At 39.7% G+C, this 19,564-nt stretch carries 17 protein-coding genes and 2 pseudogenes; 8 read left to right on the top strand and 11 right to left on the bottom strand.

From position 1 onward, the window contains the following. Positions 1 to 43 precede the first annotated feature (43 nt). From A3GM_RS0109350 to A3GM_RS11645, 5 genes and pseudogenes are all read right to left on the bottom strand, one after another. Positions 44 to 742, bottom strand: coding sequence for a TatD family hydrolase (locus A3GM_RS0109350; protein WP_018363108.1), 699 nt, complete (start codon positions 740 to 742; stop codon positions 44 to 46). Beyond that, the gene (qatC, locus tag A3GM_RS0109355; RefSeq protein ID WP_018363109.1) at positions 742 to 2,040 is read right to left on the bottom strand and encodes a Qat anti-phage system QueC-like protein QatC; all 1,299 of its coding nucleotides are present in this window, start codon (positions 2,038 to 2,040) and stop codon (positions 742 to 744) included. Before qatC ends, A3GM_RS0109350 begins: the two co-directional genes overlap by 1 nt. After that, a complete protein-coding gene (locus A3GM_RS0109360) occupies positions 2,037 to 2,891 on the bottom strand; it encodes a hypothetical protein (protein WP_018363110.1) in 855 nt (284 codons plus the stop codon). The genes qatC and A3GM_RS0109360 overlap by 4 nt, the downstream gene beginning before the upstream one ends. Continuing rightward, positions 2,891 to 4,729, bottom strand: a complete 1,839-nt coding sequence (locus A3GM_RS0109365) for a KAP family P-loop NTPase fold protein (protein ID WP_018363111.1) — start codon at positions 4,727 to 4,729, stop codon at positions 2,891 to 2,893. The genes A3GM_RS0109360 and A3GM_RS0109365 overlap by 1 nt, the downstream gene beginning before the upstream one ends. A 138-nt stretch (positions 4,730 to 4,867) precedes the next feature. Beyond that, positions 4,868 to 4,954 (bottom strand): annotated as a pseudogene (locus A3GM_RS11645) (transcriptional regulator); the annotation flags it as partial. A gap of 357 nt (positions 4,955 to 5,311) precedes the next feature. Between A3GM_RS11645 and A3GM_RS0109375 the strand changes: the two are divergent. The 6 genes from A3GM_RS0109375 to A3GM_RS0109400 all read left to right on the top strand — a co-directional run bounded on the left by A3GM_RS0109375 (position 5,312) and on the right by A3GM_RS0109400 (position 9,793). After that, positions 5,312 to 5,620: a DUF3853 family protein gene (locus A3GM_RS0109375; RefSeq protein WP_018363113.1), complete on the top strand. Its 309-nt coding sequence runs from the start codon at positions 5,312 to 5,314 to the stop codon at positions 5,618 to 5,620. Then, entirely contained in the window at positions 5,617 to 6,669 is a 1,053-nt protein-coding gene (locus A3GM_RS0109380) for an AAA family ATPase (protein WP_018363114.1), read from the top strand. The genes A3GM_RS0109375 and A3GM_RS0109380 overlap by 4 nt, the downstream gene beginning before the upstream one ends. A gap of 182 nt (positions 6,670 to 6,851) precedes the next feature. Then, positions 6,852 to 7,742 (top strand): CHC2 zinc finger domain-containing protein, encoded by an 891-nt coding sequence (locus A3GM_RS0109385; RefSeq protein ID WP_018363115.1) that lies wholly within the window; start codon positions 6,852 to 6,854, stop codon positions 7,740 to 7,742. A 102-nt stretch (positions 7,743 to 7,844) separates the two neighbouring features. Further along, the gene (locus A3GM_RS0109390; RefSeq protein ID WP_018363116.1) at positions 7,845 to 8,192 is read left to right on the top strand and encodes a plasmid mobilization protein; all 348 of its coding nucleotides are present in this window, start codon (positions 7,845 to 7,847) and stop codon (positions 8,190 to 8,192) included. Further along, positions 8,189 to 9,112, top strand: a complete 924-nt coding sequence (locus A3GM_RS0109395; protein ID WP_018363117.1) for a relaxase/mobilization nuclease domain-containing protein — start codon at positions 8,189 to 8,191, stop codon at positions 9,110 to 9,112. The genes A3GM_RS0109390 and A3GM_RS0109395 overlap by 4 nt, the downstream gene beginning before the upstream one ends. A gap of 21 nt (positions 9,113 to 9,133) precedes the next feature. Beyond that, a complete protein-coding gene (locus tag A3GM_RS0109400) occupies positions 9,134 to 9,793 on the top strand; it encodes a hypothetical protein (RefSeq protein WP_018363118.1) in 660 nt (219 codons plus the stop codon). A 52-nt stretch (positions 9,794 to 9,845) separates the two neighbouring features. Here A3GM_RS0109400 and A3GM_RS0109405 read toward each other — a convergent pair whose 3' ends face one another. Next, on the bottom strand, positions 9,846 to 10,412 hold the full coding sequence (locus A3GM_RS0109405; RefSeq protein ID WP_018363119.1) for a metallophosphatase domain-containing protein: 567 nt from the start codon (positions 10,410 to 10,412) through the stop codon (positions 9,846 to 9,848). Positions 10,413 to 10,475: 63 nt separating this feature from the next. Next, positions 10,476 to 11,084: a DUF1643 domain-containing protein gene (locus A3GM_RS0109410; RefSeq protein WP_018363120.1), complete on the bottom strand. Its 609-nt coding sequence runs from the start codon at positions 11,082 to 11,084 to the stop codon at positions 10,476 to 10,478. Positions 11,085 to 11,204: 120 nt separating this feature from the next. Between A3GM_RS0109410 and A3GM_RS0109415 the strand changes: the two genes are divergently transcribed. After that, complete coding sequence (locus tag A3GM_RS0109415; RefSeq protein ID WP_018363121.1) at positions 11,205 to 12,110, top strand: IS982 family transposase; 906 nt, start codon at positions 11,205 to 11,207, stop codon at positions 12,108 to 12,110. Positions 12,111 to 12,252: 142 nt separating this feature from the next. Here A3GM_RS0109415 and A3GM_RS0109420 read toward each other — a convergent pair whose 3' ends face one another. From A3GM_RS0109420 to A3GM_RS0109430, 3 genes are read right to left on the bottom strand one after another with little or no spacing between them, the layout of a single operon-like run. Further along, entirely contained in the window at positions 12,253 to 13,230 is a 978-nt protein-coding gene (locus A3GM_RS0109420) for a PGN_0703 family putative restriction endonuclease (RefSeq protein ID WP_018363122.1), read from the bottom strand. Then, positions 13,196 to 14,518, bottom strand: a complete 1,323-nt coding sequence (locus A3GM_RS0109425) for a PDDEXK nuclease domain-containing protein (RefSeq protein ID WP_018363123.1) — start codon at positions 14,516 to 14,518, stop codon at positions 13,196 to 13,198. Before A3GM_RS0109425 ends, A3GM_RS0109420 begins: the two co-directional genes overlap by 35 nt. 12 nt (positions 14,519 to 14,530) lie before the next feature. Next, positions 14,531 to 15,823 carry a site-specific integrase gene (locus A3GM_RS0109430; RefSeq protein WP_018363124.1) on the bottom strand — a complete coding sequence of 431 codons (1,293 nt, stop codon included), beginning with the start codon at positions 15,821 to 15,823 and terminating at the stop codon, positions 14,531 to 14,533. 561 nt (positions 15,824 to 16,384) lie between these two features. Between A3GM_RS0109430 and A3GM_RS0109435 the strand changes: the two are divergent. Continuing rightward, positions 16,385 to 18,589 (top strand): annotated as a pseudogene (locus A3GM_RS0109435) (glycoside hydrolase family 95 protein); the annotation flags it as partial. 226 nt (positions 18,590 to 18,815) lie between these two features. Here A3GM_RS0109435 and A3GM_RS0109440 read toward each other — a convergent pair. Beyond that, positions 18,816 to 19,490: a DUF2971 domain-containing protein gene (locus A3GM_RS0109440; RefSeq protein ID WP_018363126.1), complete on the bottom strand. Its 675-nt coding sequence runs from the start codon at positions 19,488 to 19,490 to the stop codon at positions 18,816 to 18,818. Between the last annotated feature and the right edge of the window lie 74 nt (positions 19,491 to 19,564).

Consider the following 19,564-nt stretch of genomic DNA (forward strand, 5'->3'; position numbering starts at 1 on the left):
CAAACTTGATTCTTTCTAAATCAATATAGTGAGAATACTATTATTACGACAATATCGTCTTTAAATTGCACCATAGATCAACATTCTCTTTTTCTTTCTTTATAAGGCGCATGATGTTGTCCAGCGTGTGGGAGTGTGTCTTCTGGCAATATGTAAATGGACTATCTGTTTCCAGTAATAATCGTTCTTTAGGGATTAATGGAAGTAAGGCGAGAAATCTTTTAGAAGCCATCATCGCTCCATTGATGGAGAAATAAAATCCAGCATCTACAGCCTCAAGTATTTCATCATTACTACCTGTGAACCAATGAAGGATAGGCTTAAACCTATAATTATTACCAATAATTCTCAGAACTTGACGTACGGCACGACGTGAATGGATCGTTATTATTTTGTCTCTATCAAAACGGCATCTTTCTATCAGTTCATTGAAGAAGGCTATCTGTTCGTTCTTATAAGTCGTATCAACAAAGTCCAAGCCTACTTCTCCAATATAACGCGCTTCAGGCAAGAATTCCCACATTAATGGAATTTGGCTCTTATATTGATGAATCAACTCTGGGTGAAAACCAAGTGCAAATCTAATATACTTGCTCGCTATCTCACCAGATTCCTTCCTATATAAATCCGGCAAATTAGTAACTGCTATAGTATATATTTTATTCTCCTCAATTTCTCGAATAGCCGCAGTTCGATCTTTCTGTAAATCCAAATGAAAATGGGTGTCGTAGAGGTATTCCATTATAGTAAATTGATTAGATTTTCCAATTCTTTGATACCTCGTTCGTAAAGACTGACATAATCATGTAGATGTTCCGAAATTGGACCTGACATCTGTATAGCCGCATAACTGTCTTTTGGCGTTGATAACCCCAATTTATAAGAGCGTAATGATTCTATTCCTGTTTCCGTTTCATAATGATGTCGATAAGTAGTGACATCATCCAATCCTGCAGCTTTTATTGCCGCTTTCCTGATAGTACAAGGCAGGCATTCTCCACAATGCCCCACTGCATCTCCAGTCCAGCGTCCTTGGTCAGGGTGCGAACAAGACAATGTGTCCTGATAATGGGCGTTAAGGAAATCAAGGTCTTTGCATGTCTTCATCATCTCACCTTTTGTCTGCATCTGAAAAGGATTGACTAACGAAATGTCAATATCCAGCCCGGTTAACAATTTTTGGAACATCCCCATGAAATACGGATGAGTTGTGCGCGTACTAAGGCTACCCAATCGCATAACAGTCAGGGGAATATTCAATGAAATCACTCCATTTTCAGGCACATACAAGTCAACATGATGTCCAATACCTGAAGCAAGGACTATGGCATGGGCAAAGAACATCAGCGAACGGGAACGTGTCGTGTCCTCTGCGCCATTTTGAGAAGCAGCATAAAACCTAAAAAATCGTTTGGAATCAACAGCATATTGAATCTTCAGTGAGTTTACCACACTGTCTTGGTATATTTTTACACCCTTTCCTCCACCATAATGACTGACAAATATAGGCTCTTTCCCGTCTTTGAGTAGATTGATTGCACCTATGAATGAATCCAATCCTCCAGAAAGCATACAGAATACATCTGTATCAATCCTTTTGACAGAGCAACGGTAGCGCCACCTGCCCTTTATGTATTTGTCCTCATCTTCTGTTAAGGTTACTCTTTTTCTAAAATGTATCGTCCAGTGATCCCCAGTCAGGAAGTTGAGGGCATTAACAAGAATAGATTTGCAATGTTCCCATTTTTCATAAGCCTTTACCGGGATGTATAGCTCAAGATTACGAGTCCATGCATCATCCTGTTTTTTACGACTTACACTCCTGTCAACACAGAATACCATAAGGGATATATATAATAAGTCCATGGCCTCATCGGTAAATCGCTGGGGCGTGACATACATATGTTTCTTTCCCATACCAGTAGTTGGATTCCAAAATGTATATTGGAATGCTGTTGAATCATTAATGTTTACTCTTCTTGAGCCATCAACATGAAATTTATCATATTCTGACAATGTAAAAACAAAACTATCCTTCATCGTAATTCTTCCATTTGTTGATAAGAAATATCACACAACGTTTCCAATGCTCGGTTGAAATCTACTGGATTCAAACCACTCTTGATAATATCAGGAATAATACTGTCAACTATCCCGTCTATGTATATCTTAATAGATTTTTCCAATTCCCGTAAGTCTGATATCTGTTCACAGTTCTTGAGTGCAGTCTGCTCTGATTGTAGTAATAGCTTGTTAAAAATATAATGCTTTATCAATCCACCCACCAATCGTTGCAGCAATTTTTCATTGAAACTTTCAAGTTGATTGAGGTCTATGCTCTGATCTGCTGCCACATCAGCAAAGATTTCACGCAGAGCCTTATTTGCCAAAGAATCTTCAAGATCATTAGGTACTGGAGCAATAAGCCCACAGATATCATTAAAGATATCTTTCGTAGGTCTTCCATCAAACCGTATACCTGCTTCAATAAGGCGTTGGCGAATGACTTCAGGGGGGCCAGCGAAGTAGGTGTAGAGGGTTCCAGCCGTTCTGCGAACCTTCGCAGCCTGTCGCGTGGCGTTGGTATGCCCACCAAGGGCTTTAGTATAATTTCTTATAGCACTTTTGGCATTGCTACTGCTTCTGTTATTCATGGCTTTCCTCATCGAACTGCGTGCTGTGCCCCATTTGACAGAAGGTTGGTTAGGTTGATCTTCCTCCTTTGATTTTTCTTTCTCAGGATCGCCCTGGGACGGTTCTGCCTCTTCTGCTCCATCTTCAGCTGGTATAGTTTCGTTTGGCGCATCCTGCCCAAGATTTGCATCAGGATCGTAATCTGGCGGTAATAAAGATGTTATCTTTGGGCCTCTATATAAACTTGATGTTCCCATTATTTTTTATTTGAAGGTATAATTGACTCTAATTTTTTCTGTCTCTCAATGGTCTTCTTTACCTCTATATTTGTCGAAAGGTAATCATTAAACTTCGTTGCTTCATCTAACGATAATTTGGTAATAAATGGAGTTAACTGACCATAGGCAATAGCATTATATTTACTTGCAGGTTGCTCCATTAGTTTCTTCAACGCTTCTTCCATCATTCCCGCCTTTATACAGAACTCTGTATAAGACCTTAGCACCTCTACATTCATAGTAGATTTATTCTCTATCACAGCAAACACCTCTGATGCAATAATAGCTTTCTCTCCAGGTGCAAGTTTACCAATAAACGTCAAAGCGCTATTTCTATTCATCTCAGTCCCATTAACAAGTAGCTCATAACACTTACGGGCTGTTGGACTCAATAGATCAAGGTTTGATTGCCCATAGCGGTTTTTAACATCTGAGAAATAAACATATTTATCTAAATTTTCGTCCTCTAATCGTGTATCGTTTTGCATCCATTTTTTTACCCAATCCTTTTCTTTCCACACAGCAAAAGGATTTTCATCATTCAATACTTCTCCTTTTTCAAATTCCTTGAAAAGTTCTCTATTTTCAGGTTTGGTAACAGCCTTGAAAAATTCAGGATTGAAATACTCTGCTAACATAAGCTTGGCCAATATATTTTTATCAAGAATTACATTCCTTGCTTCGGCAAGTTTAAGCCTCATATACAACGTATTCAAAAAACGCTTACACTGTCGAGGGTTTCCATTAATACTAGGGGCCAATACAGATGAAATTTGCCGCGCAAGTGCCATTTCCTGTTTGCAATTCTCTGTAAGATCTGGTGCTTTGTCACTAATAAGGTCCATAGAAAAGTCTTGATCTGGAGTCAAAGTATAGACTATACCTAGTATTTCTTTAAACTTTTCATCAGACAGTGTTTGTTTCAACAACAAACAAGCAAGATACTGATTGACTTCAGCTCGTGTCAATTGAGGTATGTATAACGGATATTGGATTACTTTCTCTAGATACTCTTTCCCAATATCCAAATTATTTCCTGGAACTTCTTTGTATTTGCTCTTTATGGAATACTGTATCAGGCGTTCATCTGCGCCTATAACAAATGACATGCCTTCTACAAATAGGAATAATCGCATGGCTTCAAAAACTTCAAGAACGGTGTCGGGCAGGCAACGGTCTAGTTCGTCAATGAACACAACGACATTTTCCACCTTACTCTTATTCAGCAGATCTTTAAACTCATTTCGAAAGTTTTTGATCTCTGTCCGTGTCTTATCGTTCTTCTTTAGCATACTAAGGATCTCTTCTATGTCTTTCGCTTGTACTTCGCCTGCATTAGACTTAATGGTAGAAAGTAAACTACTAAGCGACAAATCGGTCAATATCCCAATACCTCCAGACAGAAATAAATCCAATCCATATTTGACTCCTTTCCCTAAAATCTTATTGATATCAATTTTCTTTATCAGTTCTTTTGCATAATCTGTCACTTCCTTGCTGAAGCGTTTCTTGTCAGCAAGTGCATCCAATATCGCACCACAAAGAGAAGTCTTGGTGTCTTCATATCCTTCGAAAAGCCAACCGTTAAACTCTATGCATAGGGTTTTAACAGTATCTTTCTTTTTCTCGTCCTTAGGGTACTTCTCTTCAATCTTCTTTTGAACTAATTTCATCAGACTGGATTTGCCACTGCCCCAGTCGCCATACAGCCCTATTGTTGATGGTGACAAATCTCTATTGGTTGCTATATTAGCAACCAGATTTACCATGTAACCAAAATTTAGGTAGTCAATCTCAGTTTCTTTATCTGGCCACATATTCTTTTATCCTTTCTTTACTAATAATATCTATGGATACCCCAAAAGTCATATCAGATTATCAACTGTCATATAGGACGCAAGCATTCATAGTAATCGTCAGTACATAACTTGCCTAATAGGTGAGTAAAATTCGCATAACTCTTTGGCGAGCCATGTTTGGGTGATGCCTTGCTTTTTCAAATGTTCCTTGATAAGGTTACTATGCTCTTTCCTCTGTCCAATCGGATGATAGTTTATCTTGATATTGTCTACAAAGATATGAACTTATAATGAATAAAACGAAGAAAAATGGAACTTTCACGCTACTGAAAATAGTTTTTCCAGCGAGAGGAAGCCCTAAGGAATCTCTTAAACAATCAATGATGATTGAAAAACAACGTGCATTTGCCCCAAATAGTCTACTTTTAGAATGTATATTGAGCGTTTTTGATAGTCGTTGATTTCCTTGCATTTCCCTCTACTTCCCGCTATATCCTTACCTCTTGGAATAACATCAAAAGCCCTCTACTTTTGCATCGTCAGACCTGACTGAACGCCCTATGCGCAAGGGCGAGTTATTCATTTCAAAACAATTGGATTATGACGATAAACGAATTACTAGACAAGCCTGTTTGGCAGATGACTGGTGAAGAATTACTTTTCCTTGCACAACACAGTAATATATCCACGAGCAGGGAATTAACAAAGGCTTCTTCCTCCAAAGAAGAAAAGCGATATGTGTACGGGTTGACTGGCATTGCACGCCTCTTTGGGTGTAGCCTGCCTACAGCTAACCGTATTAAGCAGAGTGGTAAAATCAATCGTGCCATTACACAAGTCGGTCGTAAGATTATTGTTGATGCTGACCTTGCACTTGAATTGGCAGGGCGAAAGATAGGAGGACGATGATGAATACAACTGATTATGAAAACATTTGGCAAAAGTCGCTCATTCATGTAACCGATGAGTTTGCACTTCCTCCAGTTGTACTGCAAGCAGGTGAAGCCATTATTGGCACACTGGGGAACTTCAGTGTATCGACAGGTAAGGCAAAAGCCAAGAAGACTTTCAACGTGAGTGCCATCGTTGCAGCAGCCCTTATCAATGGGCAGGTGCTGGAATATCAAGCATCATTTCCTGAAAGTAAACGCACTATTCTTTACTTTGACACGGAACAAAGCCCTTATCATTGCCAACTTGTGATGCAACGTATTTTGAGATTGGCAAAACTACCGATAGACAAGGAACCACAGAATTTGAAGTTCAGTCATCTTAGAGCCATTGCTGACCCTAATGAACGCAGAGAAATTATTCGTTATGCCATTTACAATACACCCAATGTGGGTTTGGTAGTCATTGACGGCATTCGGGATTTGATGCTTGACATCAACAATTCAACGGAGGCAACCAAGTTAGTGGGCGACCTGATGCAATGGACGAGCGAACAAAACATCCACATCCAAACTGTGCTTCACCTCAATAAGGGCGACGACAATGCACGAGGGCATATCGGGACGGAACTCAACAACAAGGCAGAGACAGTCTTGCAAATCACGAAAGACAACACGCTGCCTGAACGCAGTTTTGTTGCGCCCTCCATCATCCGCTCCAAACCCTTTGAAAAATTTGCCTTTCGACTAAAGGAGGGTGAAGATGAGATTTGCATTCCTCAAATAGATTTCTCGTATTCCGACAATGAACAGAAGTCGCATCGTTTCTTCTACCAAGAGTTAAGCACTAACAAACATCGAAAGGCGTTGGAACCAGTCTTCTCTACAAGCGAAATTTTGCCATATAGTAAACTTATCGTAGCTCTCAAAGAGGCTTATGCAGAAGTTGTGGGACAATCCTACGGACAAACAAAGCTCAAGGAGCTTTTGCAATTCTTGCTCAACAAAGGCATAGTGGTTAAGGAAGAACGAGGAAAATATCGGCTCAGTCATAATTCTCTACAATAAAACCTTTGGTCGGTCGGACACAGGCTATATATACCTGAACCAATCCGACCAAAGAGAAACAAACTTGGTCGGACGCAAAGGGGTGCCTATAGTGTACGACTGTCTGACCAATCCTAAACCCTTCAACCTCCAAAAGAAAAAGGCTGAGAGTTATTCTTTTCAAACATCAAAACAAAATCACAATGGAAATACAAAATATCAAGCAAATCTCTATCACAGCTTATTTGCAGCAACAGGGTTATTCACCTGCACGAGTACAAGGAATTCATTTTTGGTACTGCTCCCCACTTCGTAACGAAAGTACGCCATCATTCAAAGTAAATACAGAGCGTAATCAATGGTATGACTTTGGAACTGGCGAACATGGAGATATCATTGACCTTGTGCGTGCTTTACAGCATTGCACCATGAACGAAGCCATTGAGTTTCTAACCGGTTCAAAACAAATAGTGCATCAAGATTTTTCTTTTGGCGGTGAAAGAAAAACCTCTAAGCACAAATTAGAAATCATATCTGTGCAATCACTTACCAATCCTTATTTGTTACGTTACATCGCAGAGCGAGGAATATCTCTCAGCATTGCCAATAGATTCTGTTCTGAAATTCGATACAATAATACCAATCGGACATACTATGCTATTGGCTTTGCAAACGATGCTGGCGGTTGGGAATTTCGTAGTCCTTATTTCAAAGGCTGCATAGCTCCAAAAGCGATTACAACTATTAGTAAAGGCACAGACGTTTTACAAATCTTTGAAGGGTTTATGGATTTCCTGTCGTGGCAAACGCTAAATCTTTCTTCAACCTGCGACACCATAGTTCTTAATTCTTTGGCTCTTTTGCCACGTATTCAAGAGAAGTTAAAAAGCTACAAGCAAGTTGAGAGTTTTCTGGACAATGATGAAGCAGGACGAAAATCGTTTGAAGTTTTGAAGCAGTTTTACCCATCTGTCATAGACGGTTCTGTTCGCTATCAAACTCACAAAGACCTCAACGAATGGCTTGTATCTCAGTCCAAAGTGCAAGAAAGTCAACCTTCGTTACTGACCACGAAGCGTGGCATCAGAAGATAGTATTTAGCAGGGAAGCAAGTTTGTGTTTTGAGTATCTCAAAACCTACTTGCTCCCACCTTTGGTAGGTGAAAATCCCGTTGGTCTCATCAAAAAAAATAAAAATGGAACAGAAGAATAAAGGTGGACGACCCACTAAGACTTTATCAGAGAAACGGAAATACCAAGTGCTTCTTCGGCTCAACACAATGGAGTACTACACCCTGCTAGGTAAAGCGCGCGAGGCATCCATCACTCGCACCGAGTTTTTGCGACGGCTCATTACAAAAGCAGAGGTCAAGGCGCGCATCACACCTGGAGAGATGCAACTCATCCGCACAGTTTCAGGTATGGCAAACAATCTCAATCAGATAGCCCATCGGCTCAATTCCTTTGGCATTTCTACCCTCAATGAAGATTTGAACGCACTGAAAGTACTCATTTATGAACTCATCAAACGCTTGAAACTATGATTGCCAAGATTATTAAAGGAGCAGATTTCGGAGGAGTTATCAATTATATGTTTAGCAAAGAGAAAGGAAAAGCTAAGGTTTTAGCGAGTAATAACATTGGTTTTATCGACCACGACCTATGCGCCGACGAGTTCACTCTGCAAGCTTCTATGCGCCCGAACGTGCAGAAGCCTGTTTGCCACACGATACTCTCGTTCTCAGCCAGCGATGCCGAGCGACTGACAGATAATGTGATGGTGAAGATTGCCAATGAGTATTTAGAGAAGATGGGCTATGGCAATACGCAGAGCCTTATCGTAAGGCACAGCGACCGCCAGCATCCACACTTGCACATTTGCATCAATCGCATTGACAATGATGGCAAGACAATCAGCGACCGCAATGAGAAATACCGCTCAACAAAGATTTGTCGAGAACTGACTGAGCGCTGCGGTTTGACACTTGGCGAAGGGAAAAAGGCGGTAAATCGCCACCGACTGCGAGGTGAAGACAAGTTGCGCTATGAGATATTCGATGGAATCAAAGCAGTTTTGCCCAAATCGAACAATTGGAAAGACTTTGTCGCAGACTTAGAGAGGCAAGGCATTGCCACTCGTTTCAAGACGAAAGGCTATACGAATGTCGTGCAAGGTATCATCTTCGAGAAAGACGGTTGCAGTTTCAGTGGCTCAAAGATAGACCGCTCCTGCTCTTTCTCGCGCCTCAATGCAGAGATAGAACGAAACATTCAGCAGGCGCAGCAACATCTATCGAAAGAGTCAATGGCACATTCGATAGATGAGAGCGGATTTGCAAGCGACTTATCCGATGCACTTGGCGAAGTCTTTACGATGCCTATGCCCAGCGGAAGTGTGGACGTTGATGAACTTCGCTTCCAAAAGAAACTTCGCAACAGAGCCAACCGCAAACGTAGAATTTAATCATTTCAAAATTAAAACTGTATGAACAACGAAATAGCCCCTGTTCTCGACATTCTCGAAGAACTCAAACAAGAATGCAAATCCATCAGTAAGGCGCAAGCAGAACTACGCACCACGCTTGCAGAACAGCCTGCCAACTCAACAGCAGCGCGCACTACAACGCAAGAAACCGTGCAAATTCATCTTTCCAAAGAGACGCAAGCCAAAATCAAGGAGTACCAACTTTTTGTTTTGGAGGCACTCTCGCAGTCGAGCAAGAAACTCGACCCGAAGTTTGAAGCCTTGCAGCAACTCATCAAAGAGCAACAAAAGCCCGTAGAATATAAGAACTACTCACTCTTTGCCAGCGTGCAATTAGCCGAGCGTATGTTGCTCCTATTAGTTTGTGGCTTGGTTATGGCCAGTTGCTGGTTCTTCGCCATGGGAGCCAACCAACTGCAAACCGCCTCCGATTACGACCTCCGCTACCGCTATTTACGTATGAAAGGCAAAGCCACAACTTTGGACTTCGCTCATCTTGATAGTATCTTTATAATGTATCGCAATCCCAAGGCCATTCAGCAGATGCAACAAAAGGTTGTCGATTACGAGCAAGCCCTGCAACAACAAGCCAAGTTGTTGCTACAACAAGATAAGATTAAGCAAGAGCAAAACGAGCTTAAGAAGCATTTGAAGAAATAGCAATCATTTCAAGAAAATATTTAGTCCTGTTAGAATACGCATTAACTATCAGTTAAACCTTATACAACAAAGGAGCGTTACACAACTGATAATGGTCGTTAAGGACGGCACCGTTTGAAAAGGTAGTCGTTCCTTGTTGTTCCGTGCCATATGCGTCATGGGCGTGGCCAAAAAGATGAAATTTGGGTTTTACTTCCAACACCTTATTTCTCAAAGATAGATTTCCCCAATGTATTCCGTTGGATTTGTCCAGTATCATTGCAGGTGGTTCGTGTGTAATAAGTACGTCTACACCATGCGGTATGATGCTCTCTTGATGATTGTATGTCAAACCAAAGAATCTCACTCCCTCCATTTCACAGCCTCTGTCTTGCAAGAAATGAATATTATTGGGCAAGTCTTCTATGTTTTCAGCTTCCCATAAACATAGATCATGATTACCCGTGACAAAAATCTTATGACGATAAGGCTGTTCGATGAACCAGTTCAGGAAGTTGAGAACCTCCTCTTCTGTACCCATATCAGTAAAGTCTCCACAATGCACCAAAACATCAGCTGTTGGTAAATTGGTCAATAACCGATGTCGATTGTGGGTGTCTGAGATTTGAAGTATTGTCATGTTAGGGCGCTATGATGATTTTAGGTTTCATTTATATTCTTTTTATAGGGTGAATACTTAAAACTATCTTGTATTATTGTATAATATTTTTTCTAACTTTACTTCTTGTAGTTTATCATTCTTCCGCATGAGAAGTGGATGAGCTGGGAATCCGCTTTTTGTTATTTTGTATGTCTTAAAGGTGTAATCTCCTTGGAATAAGGTCATTATTCCTTGTATATTTTTCTTTTGGTTACCTACCAAGAGATCATGTAAAAATCTACGCTTACCATTGGCAATGTGGCTTCCCCAAGCACACCATACATCAGCACATTTAACGGATTCTAATAGATTCTTTATTGAATCAATATTTGTTAAGTGAAGTACCATTTGGTAGTTTTTATCTGTGTCTACATCGTTGAAGTTAGTTGCTCGTTGAGGATAGACATTAATCATATACCATGCATTATATTCTCCACTGTTTTGAGCATACTTCTGCACTCTTGAAAGTGTAGGGTCAAGCAATGTTGGTATTGCTGTACTTGGGTTAATACCAATGCAAATCAATGCTTTTGTTTTACTTTTATCAATTTCTCTTCCTAAGATGTAGCGTACAGAAGTAAACTCATAATCACATTTTTGAGTATCTTCGTAAATGTACGACCAACCATCTTTTTCGATTCTTCGTCTCATATTTTATCCTAATTTAACGTGAGTTCGACGAATTATAAACGTCTATAAATTTGGTGATTAGCGAAATTTGTTGTAACTCTAAGGTCTCGATATACATAGAATTACAAACAAAAAATTGCTATGATCACCGAAGACAAAATTACAGAAATCTTTTGTATGGCAGACGACTTCTGCAAGTTTTTTGATGCTATGATAGCAAAATATACACTAAAACCTATTGGAAAAAGAAAATATCATCGAAATTCTACAATGTCAAAGGCCGAAGTCATGCTGATAATGATTCTTTTTCACGATTCCGGTTATCGCTGCTTTAAACATTTCTATCTTGAAAAAGTATGCAAGCATCTTCGCCATTTCTTTCCCAATGTTGTCTCTTATAACCGTATAGTAGAATTGGAAAGGGATGTAGTCATACCCTTAACCTTATTTATCAAGAAGGTCCTCTTGGGCAAATGCACGGGCATAAGCTTTGTTGACAGTACTCCATTGCGTGTCTGCAAAAACCAGAGAATACATATTCACAAAGTTTTCAAAGGCATAGCCCAAAGAGGGAAATGTTCTATGGGTTGGTTCTTCGGTTTCAAATTGCATTTGATTTGTAATGAGAAAGGAGAGCTTCTCAACTTTATGATAACGCCGGGAGATATTGATGATCGTAAGCCTTTGGAGTATAACGCTTTTGTAGAGTTCATACATGGTAAGTTGGTCGGTGACAAGGGGTACATCAGTAAGAACCTCTTTCAAAGGCTTTTCGTTGACGGAATACAGCTTATTACCAAATTGAAAAGTAACATGAAAGGAGCGTTAATGAGTGTTTCAGATAGACTTTTACTCAGAAAAAGAGCCATTATAGAGACGGTGAATGATGAACTAAAGAACATTGCACAAGTGGAACACTCCGGACATAGATGCTTTGACAATTTCATCGTCAACCTATTAGGAGCAATTGCGGCCTATTGCCTGTTTCCAAAGAAGCCGTGCATCAATGTACAAAGGACCATTGACACACAGCTTGCATTGTTCTGAATTCGTCGAACTTACGTTAATTAGATATCAAGTTGTGTTTCTTTTATTTGACAACGTACATTTGAATAAATAACAAATACTCCAAGAACTTGTTTTATACAGTTTATTGGGGTAAATACAACAAAATTTATAGCCTAAGAATTTAATCCCAGTACCTGCACTGCAAGTATTCACCTAAATTGCCGTTCAATTTGCTAAGAATGGAATACATAAATCTCTTTGGTGAAATACAAATGTATAGCTCTGGATGTTTCAGTTGTTTTTGCCAATGTGCACTAATACTTTCTTTACGATATTGTGAAGGGAGTATAAGAAATCTGTTTTCTTCTGGAACTATATGGATGTGCATCATCCTTTGGGCGGAAAGTTCTTCTTCGCAAATAGATTTATTCATAATTTGTTCCGCCCAGAGAGTCTGTCGCATAAGTTGATAAAAAGGTTCTTGATAGTATATGCTTCCTTCATATTCTTGAACACTATGCAAGAACTTTGATTGTTCTATCAAGTGAGAATATCGATTAGGCCTTGTTTTGCCTTTGTATGAGCCTTCAAAACGTTCTTGTCCTTTCCCTTCTATTGATTTATCTTCACAAGCATAGGCTTCAGTGTATTTCCACTCAATAGGTATAAGCCATCTTTTTGCCTCAAAGTCTTCAGCGAAAATAAAGGCATCAATGGAAGTACAATTTGAACCTCTTGTAGGAATACCCTCTCCCAACCAATCACCTTTACTCACAACCTCGAAAGCAATATAAGTTTCATCTGCTTCGTACGGAATAGGAAGAACTCTTTGAAAGGTAGTAAGATTTTGAGCTGTATTTAACATCTCAAGAATAAGTTTCTGACAGTTTCGAATTCCGAATAAATGATTGAAACAAGCTACTTGTGATGATTTCATATTGCCCCATTGCGTATGCCTCTTAATGTGGTTCTCTTTCATATAAAAGAGTGCATCATCTCTAAACCCCTCAAAAAGGTTGTTGATAGGATTAGTCAAGATAAATGGGTATGAGTTTCCACGAAACACACCCCCTCCTTTATCGTTGTTAAACCATTGAGGATGTAACTCTAATAGTTTTGCTTGTTTATTCGATTGTTTGTGCTGATACGGGTTCATCATCAAATGTTGTATATATGTTTTTATCTACAATCTTGCTCAACTCCTCTTCAACCTCCTCCACCGTAGGTAAAGCAGATTTTAGATTGTCAGGGATTGCTTTTGATAGTTGGTAATCACTAACACCAATTGGTTGGTCGTAACCTGAAAGGGCATATTGCGCCACCACCTTATCACCTCCGTTGCAGAGTAGCAACCCGATGGTCTTATTGTCGTACTCGCCACGTAGGGTATCATCTACTACATTAATGTAGAAGTTAAGTTGTCCCATATATTCAGGCTTGAAAGGTGTGGCTTTGAGTTCGACAACAACGTATGCATGTAGTTGGATGTTATAGAGAATGAGGTCAGCATAGAAATCAGAATCGCCTACTTCAAAATGCTTCTGCTGTGCCACAAATGCAAAGCCACTACCCATTTCCAAAAGATATTTGGTGATATAAGAAACCAATTGCCGTTCAATGTCTCGTTCTGCCATTTTATCTGTCTGTCCCATCATATCAAAGATATATGGGTCTTTCATCAGATAATTGGCAAGGTCACTTTGCGGTTTGGGTAATCGCACAGAGAAGTTGCTCACTTTCTTTGCTGTAATCTGCCGGCCAAAGAGATTGGTCTCAATCTGCATTTGCAGAACATTACTACTCCAACCATTGGCAACCGCCTGCGTGATATACCAATAACGTTCACCCAAAGGCAGCTTGCTATTAAGCAATATAACATGGCTCGCCCAGTTAGTGCGAACTACGGCAGACTGCTTAAAAATTTCTTCTATCTGATTTATATCGTGTTGGTAAATGACAGACAGTGCTTTAGATATCTCTCCTAATTGTGCAAGAGGTTCTTGCGTAATTATATCTCCTTGATTACCTGTAGTTTGAATTTGCGCAAGAGGTTCTTGCGTAAATTGATTGAGTTCGCTTGTTAGTTGTAATACATTATCTACCGAAGGACTATTAAACTGTTTTTCAACCTTACCCATTTCTAATAGAATCTCCATAGGATAGGCTTTGGCGAATTGACACATATAGATAAGGTTACGAGTGGAATAACCTTTCTTATCAGGGTATTTAGAACGTATCGCCTCGGAAAGATTGTCTATGACTTTGCTTCCCCAACCCTCTTTCTTTTGGAGGTAGAGAATAAAATGCCCTACTTTCCAATAGTGGAAAAGCATATCTGCATTTGCAGAGGCTATCATGCGTACTTGTGTATGCTCGAGGTCGGAACCGATGGCTTGAACAACGAGTGATAAATCTTGTTTCTCTGCTTTATTTATTTCTTGGCTCATATTGTTTCAGTGTTATAATTGATTGAATTTACTCATGGCATTCGCTTTGATGTCGTCCGCAATGTCTATGTATGGTTTCATAGCCTTGTAATCGCTATGCCCAGTCCATTTCATAACTACTTGCGGAGGAATGCCCAATGCAAGTGCATTACAGATAAACGTTCTACGACCAGCGTGTGTTCCAAGCAAGGCATATTTAGGTGTAACTTCGTCAATGCGCTCATTACCTCTATAATAAGTTTGGCGTACAGGTTCGTCAATACCAACCAATTCTGCCAACTCTTTAAGATAATCGTTCATTTTCTGGTTAGTAATAACAGGTAACACCTTGTCATCTTCAAATGCCACATCCTTGTACTTGTCAAGAATCGCTTTACTGTGATTATTCAGTTCTATAATCAAACTATCGGAAGTCTTGACCGTTGTAACTTCAATATGGTCGCCTTTAATATCGCTTCTGCGGAGATTGAACACATCCGAATAGCGCAAGCCTGTGAAGCATTGGAAGAGAAAAACATCTCGCACACGTTCGAGAGCCTGCTTGTTGGAAGGGATCTTGAACTCTCGGAAACGGTTGAGTTCATCCCAAGTGAGGAAGATGATTTTCTTTTGCGTACTCTTGAGCTTCGGCTTATAACTGTCGTAGGCATTATTCTGGTGCACACCTTTCTTGAAAGCCCAGCGCAAAAACCATTTCAAGAAACTCAATTGCTTGCCAATGGTTGTGTTGCGCATCTCCTTTACATCACGCAGATAACCCACATAGTCATTCAAGCCTCGCTCATCAAAGAACTCAAAGGTCAGTCCTTCACGAAAGTTGGTCAAATGATTTTTCACGGCTGCAAATTTCTCAAACGTGGAGTCCGTCCAATTGTTCTGACGTCCACAATCCTCGACAAAATCATCAAACACCTGAAAGAAATCACAAGGCAACGTTTCTTTCTTTGGCTTAGATTCTTCGCTCACAGGTTTGTGCAAAGCATTGAAAGCCTCCTTTATCTGTTCGGGCGTTGGCAATACGTCCTCTACCTCAAACCTCTTAAAGATTGACTGTATTTCCGTGTAATACTCCAAGAGCGAAGCATTGATTTCAGAAGCCAATTGTTTCAGTTTGTTGCTACAACCATTTTTCACACGCTGCTTATCTGCATCCCACTTGGCTGAATCAATGCGATAGCCAGTGGTGAACTCAATCCGCTTGGACGCAAAATTAACGCGCATACGAATAGGTACGTTCTCTGTGATAAGAACTCCGTCCTTCTTCCTGCTCTCCAACGTGAAGATGATGTTCCGTTTGATATTCATACCTTCGGGTGTATTGTTTTATGCACCCAAATTTACACCCTAAAAATGATATTACCAAAGATTTTCCGTGAAATCTCATTTTATTAACATTTTGCGTAAACTACTATATTACAATAGATTGATACGATTTGATAGTTTGTGACAGTTCGAGAGAAAGAGCCTCTCTCTCCGCATTATTTCATCGATTAAGTCCCTAAGTCACAATGACTTAGGGACTTTTTCTTTATCCCCAATTTTCCTTTGACCCACTTTTTGACCCACTTTTTACTCCGAAGATTCTGAAAAAGCAATGAAACAACTTTTTCTTGTAAATTATTTTCGTAACATCTAAGTACTTGAATATGAATGATTAATTAAAAAATCAAAAAGATGTGATTCGAACCTTTTATATCAAATCATATCAATTCTTTCAGAAGAAGAGACTCGACCCCTAATTTTGAGTTATAGGTAAGAGCTGTTTTGCATTTATGGACCAGCAAGACAATATAGCTATAACATAAACACATTGTCCCCTACTTGCCGTATTTTTCCTCTTATCGTGTGACACGCCCTAATAGAAGTATCACATTTAACGAGAAAACTTTGTGGCGAGGTGGTCCAAATACGTCTGCTGGTGCCGATGCATATTGGAATGTGAACAAGCAGTCAGCACATTATCTGAATGAAATCCGTCATGCATTCATTGATGGTGACGAAAAGAAGGCTGCATTGCTGACACGCAAGAACTTTAATAGTACCGTCCCTTATGAGTCTTGGAAGGAAAATCCTTTCCGCTTTGGTAACTTCACTACTATGGGTGAGTTTTATATAGAGACAGGGTTGAGTTCTATCGGTATGAGCGAGTATAAGCGTGCTCTTTCTTTGGATTCGGCGTTGGCAACGGTACAGTTTAAGAAGGATGGGGTGAGATATGAGCGTAACTATTTCATCTCTTACCCGAATAATATTATGGTTGTACGTTTCAAGGCAGACCAACCTGGTAAGCAGAACTTAGTCTTCAGCTACGAATCAAACCCAGTCTCGACGGGTAAGATGGAAGCGGATGGAAGCAATGGTTTGGTATTCAAGGCACATCTTGACAATAACCAGATGGAGTATGTAGTCCGCATCCAAGCTCTGAATCAAGGTGGTACCATCAGTAATGACAATGGGAAGTTGAGTATCAATGGAGCTAACGAAGTCATTTTTCTGATTACAGCGGATACAGACTACAAGGTTAACTTTGCTCCAGACTTTAAGAACCCTCGAACATACGTAGGCGTGAATCCATCTGAGACAACCGTTTCTTGGATGAAAAAGGCTGTGGCACAAGGTTACGATGCTTTACTTCAAGCACATTACAAGGATTATGCCTCTTTGTTCAACCGCGTTTCTTTGACATTGAATGATGGACAAAAAACTCAAGATATCCCAACTCCACAGCGTTTGATAAACTATCGCAAGGGTCAGGAAGATTATTACTTAGATGAGCTATACTACCAGTTTGGCCGCTATCTACTAATTGCCAGCTCACGACCTGGCAACCTACCAGCCAACCTGCAAGGCATCTGGCACAATAATGTAGACGGACCGTGGCGAGTAGACTATCACAACAATATCAACATACAGATGAACTATTGGCCAGCAGGCTCTACAAACTTATCAGAATGTACGCTTCCGCTGATAGACTTCATCCGTACGTTAGTTAAGCCAGGTGAAAAGACTGCGAAAGCTTATTTCGGTGCGAGAGGTTGGACTGCTTCTATCTCTGGAAACATCTTCGGATTCACTGCACCATTGGAAAGTGAAGATATGTCATGGAACTTCAACCCAATGGCTGGTCCGTGGCTTGCTACTCATGTGTGGGACTACTATGACTATACACGAGATAAGAAGTTCTTGAAAGAGGTGGGATATGACCTCATCAAGAGTAGTGCTATCTTTGCCGTTGATTATCTTTGGAAGAAGCCAGATGGTACTTATACAGCAGCACCTTCAACCTCACCAGAGCATGGACCGATAGATGAAGGTGCGACCTTCGTACATGCGGTAATCCGTGAGATCTTAATGAATGCCATAGATGCTTCGAAAGTCTTAGATGTAGATAAAAAGGAGCGTAAGCAATGGGAAGAAGTCTTGAGAAAGATTGCACCTTATAAGGTAGGACGCTATGGTCAGTTGTTGGAGTGGTCGAAGGACATTGATGCTCCCAACGATCAGCACAGACATGTAAACCATTTGTTCGGCTTACATCTTGGACATACTGTTTCACCTATCACAACGCCAGCATTGGCAGAGGCATCAAAGGTGGTACTGAATCATCGTGGTGACGGAGCTACAGGATGGAGTATGGGATGGAAGCTCAACCAGTGGGCACGTCTGCATGATGGAAACCGAGCATATAAACTCTTTGGAAACTTGCTGAAGAATGGTACACTGGATAATCTGTGGGACACTCATCCTCCTTTCCAGATTGATGGTAACTTTGGAGGTACAGCTGGTATAACCGAAATGCTGATACAAAGTCACATGGGCTTTATCCATTTACTGCCTGCATTGCCAGATGCTTGGAAAGATGGAGAAGTGAAGGGTCTTTGTGCTAAGGGAAACTTTGAGTTAGACATCCGCTGGAAGAACGGTAGTTTGTCTTCCGTTACTGTTCTTTCAAAAGATGGAGGCAACTGTGAGTTAAGATACAAAGATGACAAGTTTGTATTAAAGACGGTCAAGCGAAAGACCTATACTTTAAACTATATCAACGGAAAATTTGTAGTCGATAACAGTTAAGAGTATTACAATTTTAAGAAAACAAAGGAATCTGTTTAACAACTGATTCCTTTGTTCTTTTCTGGTATCTATATTTGTAGTTCCTATTTACTCGCATTGCAGATAAACCTCTGATTGTTTGAATTTATGTGGACAGCAAAATCTTAAGGCTTTGCTGTTACAATAAAATATTGTTTTGTTAGTAAGAATTATGATAGTTGCCTTTTCCTATTTTCCTTTACCTTACTTACAATTCTTTGTATGTCAGTTTGGGAAAGAATCCAGTATTCTTTTTCTCCTCAATAATCTTATAAAGTTCTATATTGCTATCAATTTTAGAAATGAGTTTTTTATAGAATTGACACTTCTCCTTATTCACTCGTTTACCAAAGTATATAGCTTTAATTTTTATATGATAAAATGCTGAAAGATCTTTAAAATTGCTTTTTTTATATATTCTAATTGCCCTAACCTCATGTTCATCTTTCCATATAGGGTCTTTGACAGATAGTATATGCATGATCTTTTCGTCAACACTACCTTTTACTATAGGAAGTTGATTTTTATAATCAATTTTTGTCAATTTCCAGTCTTTATTATAATCCCCTGTTATTTGTAATTCAAAACAGCATCCTTTATGGCTGTCTGCATAGTGTGACCACATTAAGAAATTATCAGGGAAATCCTGCTTGCCTTCCTGTTTTGTCATTAAAGAGCAGATTCTTGTAGCTTCAAGTTGTCCATATATCTCTTTGAAATCGTCTTTAACCAAACCTTCACGATTAAACTTACCCTCCATTGGATCATTCAATTCTTTGTATACAGCACCGTAAAGTTTTTTGTTGAGAATAATTTCGATGATACGTTCAAACTTATCAAGTCTTTGGAACTTATAATATGTTTTATCTTTCAATTCACACATATTTATCTTGTTTTTAGTGATAACGCAACTGGTTAATAATCTGTATTTTGTTTAGCTAAAATGTTTTTATAATT

This window comes from Hoylesella nanceiensis DSM 19126 = JCM 15639 (genome assembly GCF_000379965.1).
GTDB lineage: Bacteria > Bacteroidota > Bacteroidia > Bacteroidales > Bacteroidaceae > Prevotella > Prevotella nanceiensis.

Excerpts from the sequence above, each read along its gene's own strand:
- A3GM_RS0109350 (WP_018363108.1), bottom strand. The coding sequence starts at position 742 with ATGGAATACCTCTACGACACCCATTTTCATTTGGATTTACAGAAAGAT.
- qatC (WP_018363109.1), bottom strand. The coding sequence starts at position 2,040 with ATGAAGGATAGTTTTGTTTTTACATTGTCAGAATATGATAAATTTCAT.
- A3GM_RS0109360 (WP_018363110.1), bottom strand. The coding sequence starts at position 2,891 with ATGGGAACATCAAGTTTATATAGAGGCCCAAAGATAACATCTTTATTA.
- A3GM_RS0109365 (WP_018363111.1), bottom strand. The coding sequence starts at position 4,729 with ATGTGGCCAGATAAAGAAACTGAGATTGACTACCTAAATTTTGGTTAC.
- A3GM_RS0109375 (WP_018363113.1), top strand. The coding sequence starts at position 5,312 with ATGACGATAAACGAATTACTAGACAAGCCTGTTTGGCAGATGACTGGT.
- A3GM_RS0109380 (WP_018363114.1), top strand. The coding sequence starts at position 5,617 with ATGATGAATACAACTGATTATGAAAACATTTGGCAAAAGTCGCTCATT.
- A3GM_RS0109385 (WP_018363115.1), top strand. The coding sequence starts at position 6,852 with ATGGAAATACAAAATATCAAGCAAATCTCTATCACAGCTTATTTGCAG.
- A3GM_RS0109390 (WP_018363116.1), top strand. The coding sequence starts at position 7,845 with ATGGAACAGAAGAATAAAGGTGGACGACCCACTAAGACTTTATCAGAG.
- A3GM_RS0109395 (WP_018363117.1), top strand. The coding sequence starts at position 8,189 with ATGATTGCCAAGATTATTAAAGGAGCAGATTTCGGAGGAGTTATCAAT.
- A3GM_RS0109400 (WP_018363118.1), top strand. The coding sequence starts at position 9,134 with ATGAACAACGAAATAGCCCCTGTTCTCGACATTCTCGAAGAACTCAAA.
- A3GM_RS0109405 (WP_018363119.1), bottom strand. The coding sequence starts at position 10,412 with ATGACAATACTTCAAATCTCAGACACCCACAATCGACATCGGTTATTG.
- A3GM_RS0109410 (WP_018363120.1), bottom strand. The coding sequence starts at position 11,084 with ATGAGACGAAGAATCGAAAAAGATGGTTGGTCGTACATTTACGAAGAT.
- A3GM_RS0109415 (WP_018363121.1), top strand. The coding sequence starts at position 11,205 with ATGATCACCGAAGACAAAATTACAGAAATCTTTTGTATGGCAGACGAC.
- A3GM_RS0109420 (WP_018363122.1), bottom strand. The coding sequence starts at position 13,230 with ATGATGAACCCGTATCAGCACAAACAATCGAATAAACAAGCAAAACTA.
- A3GM_RS0109425 (WP_018363123.1), bottom strand. The coding sequence starts at position 14,518 with ATGAGCCAAGAAATAAATAAAGCAGAGAAACAAGATTTATCACTCGTT.
- A3GM_RS0109430 (WP_018363124.1), bottom strand. The coding sequence starts at position 15,823 with ATGAATATCAAACGGAACATCATCTTCACGTTGGAGAGCAGGAAGAAG.
- A3GM_RS0109440 (WP_018363126.1), bottom strand. The coding sequence starts at position 19,490 with ATGTGTGAATTGAAAGATAAAACATATTATAAGTTCCAAAGACTTGAT.